This window comes from Tahibacter sp. (assembly GCF_035481375.1).
Classification (GTDB): Bacteria; Pseudomonadota; Gammaproteobacteria; order Xanthomonadales; family Rhodanobacteraceae; genus Tahibacter.
On the sequence record NZ_DATIGT010000325.1, the window covers coordinates 1 to 6,713 of the forward strand.

6 protein-coding genes are annotated in these 6,713 nt (G+C 69.5%); 2 read left to right on the plus strand and 4 right to left on the minus strand.

Going from position 1 to position 6,713, the window contains the following annotated elements:
• From clsB to otsB, 4 genes are all read right to left on the minus strand, one after another.
• On the minus strand, window positions 1–653 hold a 653-nt coding region (clsB, locus tag VLF18_RS21845), incomplete at its 3' end, for a cardiolipin synthase ClsB (RefSeq protein WP_325281748.1).
• Window positions 650–1,450 (minus strand): endonuclease/exonuclease/phosphatase family protein, encoded by an 801-nt coding sequence (locus VLF18_RS21850; protein WP_325281749.1) that lies wholly within the window; start codon window positions 1,448–1,450, stop codon window positions 650–652. The genes clsB and VLF18_RS21850, both read right to left, overlap by 4 nt.
• Complete coding sequence (locus VLF18_RS21855) at window positions 1,443–2,708, minus strand: mechanosensitive ion channel family protein (protein ID WP_325281750.1); 1,266 nt, start codon at window positions 2,706–2,708, stop codon at window positions 1,443–1,445. The genes VLF18_RS21850 and VLF18_RS21855 overlap by 8 nt, the downstream gene beginning before the upstream one ends.
• Complete coding sequence (otsB, locus tag VLF18_RS21860) at window positions 2,701–3,501, minus strand: trehalose-phosphatase (RefSeq protein ID WP_325281751.1); 801 nt, start codon at window positions 3,499–3,501, stop codon at window positions 2,701–2,703. The genes VLF18_RS21855 and otsB overlap by 8 nt, the downstream gene beginning before the upstream one ends.
• A 144-nt stretch (window positions 3,502–3,645) precedes the next feature.
• On the opposite strand from otsB, the gene VLF18_RS21865 reads away from it, so the two are divergent.
• Both VLF18_RS21865 and treS read left to right on the plus strand, forming a co-directional pair.
• On the plus strand, window positions 3,646–5,109 hold the full coding sequence (locus tag VLF18_RS21865; RefSeq protein ID WP_325281752.1) for an alpha,alpha-trehalose-phosphate synthase (UDP-forming): 1,464 nt from the start codon (window positions 3,646–3,648) through the stop codon (window positions 5,107–5,109).
• A partial coding sequence (treS, locus tag VLF18_RS21870) for a maltose alpha-D-glucosyltransferase (protein ID WP_325281753.1) occupies window positions 5,106–6,713 on the plus strand: 1,608 nt, incomplete at its 3' end. The genes VLF18_RS21865 and treS, both read left to right, overlap by 4 nt.

Consider the following 6,713-nt stretch of genomic DNA (forward strand, 5'->3'; position numbering starts at 1 on the left):
GCGCGGATCGCGATGCGGTATTCGCGCTCGATGTCGGTCGGATGGCGATGGTTGTCGCGCGTGACGAAGCGCACGCGCGCGCTGCCGTCGCTCGCCGCGGCCACGCGGCGCATCAGCGCTTCCCGGTGCGACAGCACGAGATGCGCCGCGCTGTAGGAGCGCACGACGAAGTCCTCGATGTCGTGGACGATGGGGCCGGTCAGTTCGACGGCGTAGTCCTGCAGCGCGCGCGGCCCCGATTCCAGCAACTGGTCGCAACAGAAATTGATGCCGCCGACGAACGCGACGCGGCTGTCGATCAGCACGATCTTGCGATGCAGCCGGCGGAACACGTTCATGCGCAGGCCGAACAGGCGCCGGCGCGGTTCGTAGATGTGCAGGCGCACGCCGGCTTCGGCGAGGCGCGCGCGATACTCGGCCCCGAGCGGCTCCGAGCCGAAGCCGTCGGCGAGCACGTCGACCTCCACGCCGCGCGCGGCCGCGCCGCTCAACGCCTCAAGCAATTGCAGGCCGACCTTGTCGTCGAGCAGGATGAAGGTCTCGATGTAGACGCGCGTGCGTGCCTGCGCGATCGCCTCGAACACGCGCGGAAAGAATTCCTCGCCGTTCTCGAGCAGGCCGATCGTGTTGCCTTCGCGCCAGACCGGCTTCATGCGCAGACCTCCGCGAACAGCGGCAGATGGTCCGACAGATGCGGCCACGGCAGCGCCGAGAGCACGCAGGCCGACTGCACGCGCAGATTGCCGACATAGATGCGGTCGAGCGCGAGCAGCGGCCAGCGTGCGGGGAACGTGCGCGGCTGCGACACGCCGGCGCGCGCGAACGCCGAATGCAGCTGGCCGTCCTGCAGCACCGCGTCGGCGCGGCCGCGCCAGTCGTTGAAGTCGCCGGCAACGACGAGCGCCGTGCCCGGCGCGATCTGCGCGTCGATCAATGCCTTGAGCAGGGCCAGCTGGCGCTGGCGGTGCGCCTCGCGCAGCCCCAGGTGCACGCAGATCGCGTGCAGTTCGCCGAGCCGCGGCACGTCGAGCACGCAGTGCAGCAGGCCGCGCGGCTCGGGCCCCTGCACCGAGATGTCGTGGTTGCGTTCGCTGACGATCGGAAAGCGCGACAGCAGCGCGTTGCCGTGATGACCGTGCGGATACACCGCGTTGCGGCCGTAGGCGAACTGCGGCCAGAGCTGGTCGGCCAGGTATTCGTAGTGCGGGCCGGCGAGATTGCCGTTGCGCCAGCTGCGCTGCTCTTCGCCGGCGACTTCCTGCAGAAACACGATGTCCGCACCGGTCGTGCGCACCGCGTCACGCAGCTCGGCCAGCATGAAGCGCCGGTTCCACGGCGCGAGTCCCTTGTGCGTGTTGATCGTCAGCAGCCGCAGCGTGCACGGCTCCGGCGCGGCGACGGGTTCCGGCGATTCCCGGCGCGTGCGCGACAGCGCAGCCACGTTAGTCATGACGGCGCTCCCGCAGCAGATCCTGCGCGCCGAGTTCGCGGCGCGCCTCCTCGACGGCCGCGGCGATCGCCTGCCCGGACGGTGCGGGCGGCGGCGCTTCGGTGTCCCGCGGCGGCGGCACACCGCGCGACGGCGACGCGGCTTCCGGCATCGCCTCGGCGTCGTTGCTCGCGACGAGCCGCATCTGCGGCGGCCCGAAATCGACGCCGAGCGCTTCCAGGCGCGCGCGCACCGCGCGCTGGGCCTCGCTGCGCGCACGGCCGAAATCGCCGCGGCGCTGGTCGACCCAGCCGAAGAACTGCACGCGCACGGCATCGCGCGCGATCTCGGCGATCTGCACCGACGGCGCCGGCTGCGCCAGCACGTCGGCGGTCTCCCGCACGGCCTGCAGGCCCTCGCGCATCACGGCGGCGAGATCCGCGCGCGGCTCGATCGCCACGCTGAACTCGAAGCGGCGATTGCCGTTGCTCGTGAAGTTCAGCAGCACGGCCTTGAACACGAAGGCGTTCGGCAGGCTCAGCTGGTTGCCGTCGGGCGTCATCAGGATCGTCGCGCGCGAATTCATGCCGACGACGACGCCCTGGTGCACGTCGATGGCGACCGAGTCGTCGGGCGCGAAAGGACGGCGCAGGCTCAAAAGGATGCCGGCGATGTAATTTTCCAGAAGATCGCGAAATGCAAAACCCAGCGCGATGCCGACGACGCCGGCCGAACCGAGCAGCGCGGCCGCGAACGTCGTCGCGTCGAGGATTTCCAGCGCGAACAGCAGGCCGGCCAGCACCGCGAACACGCGTATCGCCTGGCGCACGAGTTCGCCGACGAAAGGATTGCCGCGCGCGCTGCGGCCGACGAAGCCGCGCCGCGACACCCAGCGGCCGGCGCGCCAGAACGCCCAGATCACCCCGAACGCGACGAGCAGCAGCGGTATCGAGCCGACCAGGCGCGCGAGCTTCTGCAGGCTGACGCGCAAGGTGGGCACGATGCGTTCGAGCGTGCCCGAGACGATCTCGATGCGATTGACGACCTGCCCGCCCGCGTTGTTCGCCTGCGCGATCTTCTCGGCGAGTTCCTTGTCGGCTTCGCGCGCGACCTGGCCTTCGAGGATCAGCACCTTGCCGAAGCGCTGCGGCATCACGCGTTCGAGGCCGGGCACGTTCGCGAGCACGGTCTCGGCGCTCTCCGCCGGCGCTGGGGCGTCCTGCGCATGCGCCGAGAATACGGCGATCGTCAGCAGCATCGCCGCGACGAGGCTACGCATGCGCGTCTCCGGCGAGCCCCGAAAGCCAGCGCCGCACCGCGGCCGCATCGTCGAGGTGATATTTCGCCGCGAGCGACAGGCGCTCGCCGACGCCGATGCCGAAGCCGCCGAGTTCGATCGCGGCGACGAAGGCGTCTTCGTCGGTGACGTCGTCGCCGACGACGACCGGAATGCGCGCCGCGAACGGCGGGAGCTGCATCTGTCCGATCAGCGCCGTGCCCTTGTCGCGCTCGCGCGCGGCGAACTCGAACACGAGCACGCCGTCGAGCAGGCGCAGCCGGTCGAACTTCGGCAGCAGCGGCGACAGCGCGGCCCTCAGGCATTCTGCACGCTCCGGCACCTGCCGATAGTGCAATACGCACGAGCTCGGCTTTCGTTCGACCCAGGTTCCCGGATTGACCGCCGAAATCTCGGCCAAGTGAATTTCCACCGCCAGCAGTTGCACCTGATAGTGACGGTCGTGCTCGGCGAAGCCTGCGCCGCCGTGCTCGGCGATGCGCGGCAGTTTCAACGTACCGAGGATACGGTCGAGGTCGTCGGCGCTGCGCCCGCTGAGCACGCACAGCGCACCGGCGAGCCGCGTCCAGAGCAGGCTCAGCGTCGCTCGCAGCGCAGGCGTCAGCGCCACGTCCGCGGGATCGTCGCGGTAGTCGCAGAGCGTGCCGTCGAGGTCGAGAAACAGCGCCCAGTTCGCGAGCGCCGGCAAGTGCGGCGGCGGCGCGCGGCGCAGGGGCCGCGATGCCGCGGCGACATCGGCGATGACGGGCTCGAACAGCGGGTCGGCAGAACTCATTCGGCGAATCCTTCGCAGCGGAACACTCGCCGCGCAGCGTCGTGCGGCGACGCGCGGCTACGACGCGATTGCAGAACCTGTGCCATGCGCAGGCATGGCATGCGTATTGCTCCTTCGCTGTCGACCCCGGCTAGAGGAAGGCTGATGGATGTGACGATCCACGCACCCGAGGAACACGCGATCGTCAGCAACGCTCGCGACGCAGCGAACGACGGCGGACGCCTGATCGTCGTTTCCAATCGCGTGACGCTGCCGGGTTCGACGCAGCCCGGCGGGCTCGCCACGGCACTGCTCGCGCTGCTGCAGCAGCGCGGCGGCAGCTGGATGGGCTGGAGCGGCGCGATCGCCGACAGCGTGACGCCGCGCGCGCAGCAGCACGGACGCATCCGCTACGTCACCTGGGATCTGCCGCGCGAGGAGTTCGAGTCGTTCTACGCCGAATACGCGAATCGCACGCTCTGGCCGCTGCTGCACGGACGCACCGATCTCATGGCCTTCGAGCGCGAACACCTGCAGGGCTATCTGCGCGTCAACGAGCGCTTCGCCGAGCAGGTCGCGCGCGAGGCGCGGCCGGATGACCTCATCTGGATCCACGACTATCACCTGATGCCGCTCGCTTCGCTGCTGCGCGCGCGCGGCCTGAACAACTGCATCGGCTTCTTCCTGCACACGCCGCTGCCGGCGCCGCGCACGCTCGTGACGCTGCCGCAGCATCGCGCGATGCTCGGGCTCCTGGCCGCGTGCAATCTCGTCGGCCTGCAGACCGCGAACGACGCGCGCGCGATGAAGAACTATCTGATGGCGGAACTCGGCGCGGTCGAGCGCGACGGCGCACTGCATCTGCCCGGCGGCGAGATCACGCGCGTGCGCACGTTCCCGATCGGCATCGATCCGGCCGCGATGGCCGCGCTCGCGCGCGAGTCCGAGCACGCGCCGGAGATCCAGCAGCTGCGCAACAGCCTCGGTCGCAGCAGCCTCGTGATCGGCGTCGACCGGCTCGACTATTCCAAGGGACTGCCGCAGCGCCTGCGCGCGTTCCGCCATCTGCTCGGCAGCCATCCGCAGCTCGCCGGCCGCGCGACCTTCCTGCAGGTCACGCCCGAATCGCGGCGCGAAGTCAGCGAATACCGCCAGCTCAGCCGCGAAGTGCAGCGGCTCGTCGGCGACATCAACGGCCACTACGCCGCGCCCGCGTGGACGCCGGTGCGCTACGTCAACCGCGGCTATTCGCACGCGACGCTCGCCGGCTTCTACCGGCTCGCGCGCGTCTGCCTCGTGACGCCGCTGCGCGACGGCATGAATCTCGTCGCGAAGGAATTCATCGCCTGCCAGCATCCGCAGGATCCGGGCGTGCTCGTGCTGTCGGAATTCGCGGGTGCCGCGGCCGAACTCGCCGAGTGCGCGCTGATCGTCAATCCCTACGACATCGAGGGCTGCTCGCGCGCGCTGGCGCGCGCGCTGACCATGCCGCTCGACGAGCGCCTGCAGCGCTGGCAGGCGGCGATGCGCATCCTGCAGGAGGGCAACGTGCAGCGCTGGGCCGAGCGCTTTCTTTCCGCGCTGGCCGGCGCGCGCCGTCCGCCGCAGCGCGCGGCGGTGAATCCGTGACGCCCGACGCGACGACGGCAGGTGCCGTCGGGACCGCGCTCGTACCGGTCGATCACCGCCGCCGCGACTGGTACAAGGAGGCCGTCATCTACCAGATCCACGTGAAGTCGTTCCTCGACGGCAACGGCGACGGCATCGGCGACTTCGCCGGACTTCACGCGAAACTCGACTACATCGTCGCGCTCGGCGTCGACACCTTGTGGCTGCTGCCCTACTACCCGTCGCCGCGGCGCGACGACGGCTACGACGTCGCCGACTATTTCGACGTGCACCGCGACTACGGCACGCTCGACGAACTCAAGGCGTTTCTCGATGCGGCCCACGCGCGCGGCCTGCGCGTGATCGGCGATCTCGTGCTCAACCACACGTCGTCGGATCATCCCTGGTTCGATCGCGCACGCCGCGCGCCGCGCGGCACGCCCGAGCACGAGTTCTACGTCTGGTCCGACACCGACCAGGCCTATGCCGGCACGCGCATCATTTTTCCCGACGTGGAAAAGTCCAACTGGAGCTGGGATCCGGTCGCCGGACGCTACTATTTCCATCGGTTCTACGCGCACCAGCCCGACCTGAACTTCGACAACCCGCTCGTGCTGGAAGCCATGCTGGACGTGCTGCGCTTCTGGCTCGACCTGGGTCTCGACGGCTTCCGCCTCGACGCGGTCGCCTATCTCGTCGAGCGCGAAGGCACGAGCAACGAGAATCTGCCCGGAACGCATGCGGTACTGCGCCGCCTGCGCGCCGAGATCGACGCGCACTACCCCGACCGCATGCTGCTCGCCGAGGCCAACCAGTGGCCCGAGGACATGCTCGAGTATTTCGGCCGCGACGACGAATGCCATATGGCCTTCCACTTCCCGCTGATGCCGCGCATGTACATGGCGATCGCGCAGGAGGACCGTTTTCCGATCAGCGACATTCTGCGCCAGACCCCGCCGACGCCGCCGCTGTCGCAGTGGGCGATCTTCCTGCGCAATCACGACGAACTCACGCTGGAGATGGTCACCGACGCCGAACGCGACTATCTCTGGGACACCTATGCAGCCGATCCGCGCGCGCGCCTGAATCTCGGCATACGGCGGCGCCTCGCGCCGCTGCTGCAGCGCGACCGCCGCCGCATCGAACTGATGACCGCCCTGCTGCTGACCCTGCCCGGCACGCCCGTGCTCTATTACGGCGACGAGATCGGCATGGGCGACAACGTGCACCTCGGCGATCGCGACGGCGTGCGCACGCCGATGCAGTGGTCCAACGACCGCAACGGCGGCTTCTCGCGCGCCGATCCGCAATTGCTGGTGCTGCCGGCGATCACCGATCCGGTCTACGGCTATGCCGCGGTCAACGTCGAGGCGCAGGAATCCGATCCGCACTCGCTGCTGCACTGGACGCGGCGCTTCGTCGCGGTGCGCCGGCGCTACGGCGGCCTGTTCGGCCGCGGCGAGCTGCGCTTCGTCTATCCGCGCAACCGCAAGGTGCTCGCCTACCTGCGCGAGCATGACGGCGTCAGCGTGCTGTGCGTCGTCAATTTCGCGCGCACGCTGCAGGCGGTCGAACTCGATCTCGCCGACCATGCGGGCCGCCTGCCGGTCGACGTGGTCGGCGGG

Excerpts from the sequence above, each read along its gene's own strand:
- VLF18_RS21850 (WP_325281749.1), bottom strand. The coding sequence starts at position 1,450 with ATGACTAACGTGGCTGCGCTGTCGCGCACGCGCCGGGAATCGCCGGAA.
- VLF18_RS21855 (WP_325281750.1), bottom strand. The coding sequence starts at position 2,708 with ATGCGTAGCCTCGTCGCGGCGATGCTGCTGACGATCGCCGTATTCTCG.
- otsB (WP_325281751.1), bottom strand. The coding sequence starts at position 3,501 with ATGAGTTCTGCCGACCCGCTGTTCGAGCCCGTCATCGCCGATGTCGCC.
- VLF18_RS21865 (WP_325281752.1), top strand. The coding sequence starts at position 3,646 with ATGGATGTGACGATCCACGCACCCGAGGAACACGCGATCGTCAGCAAC.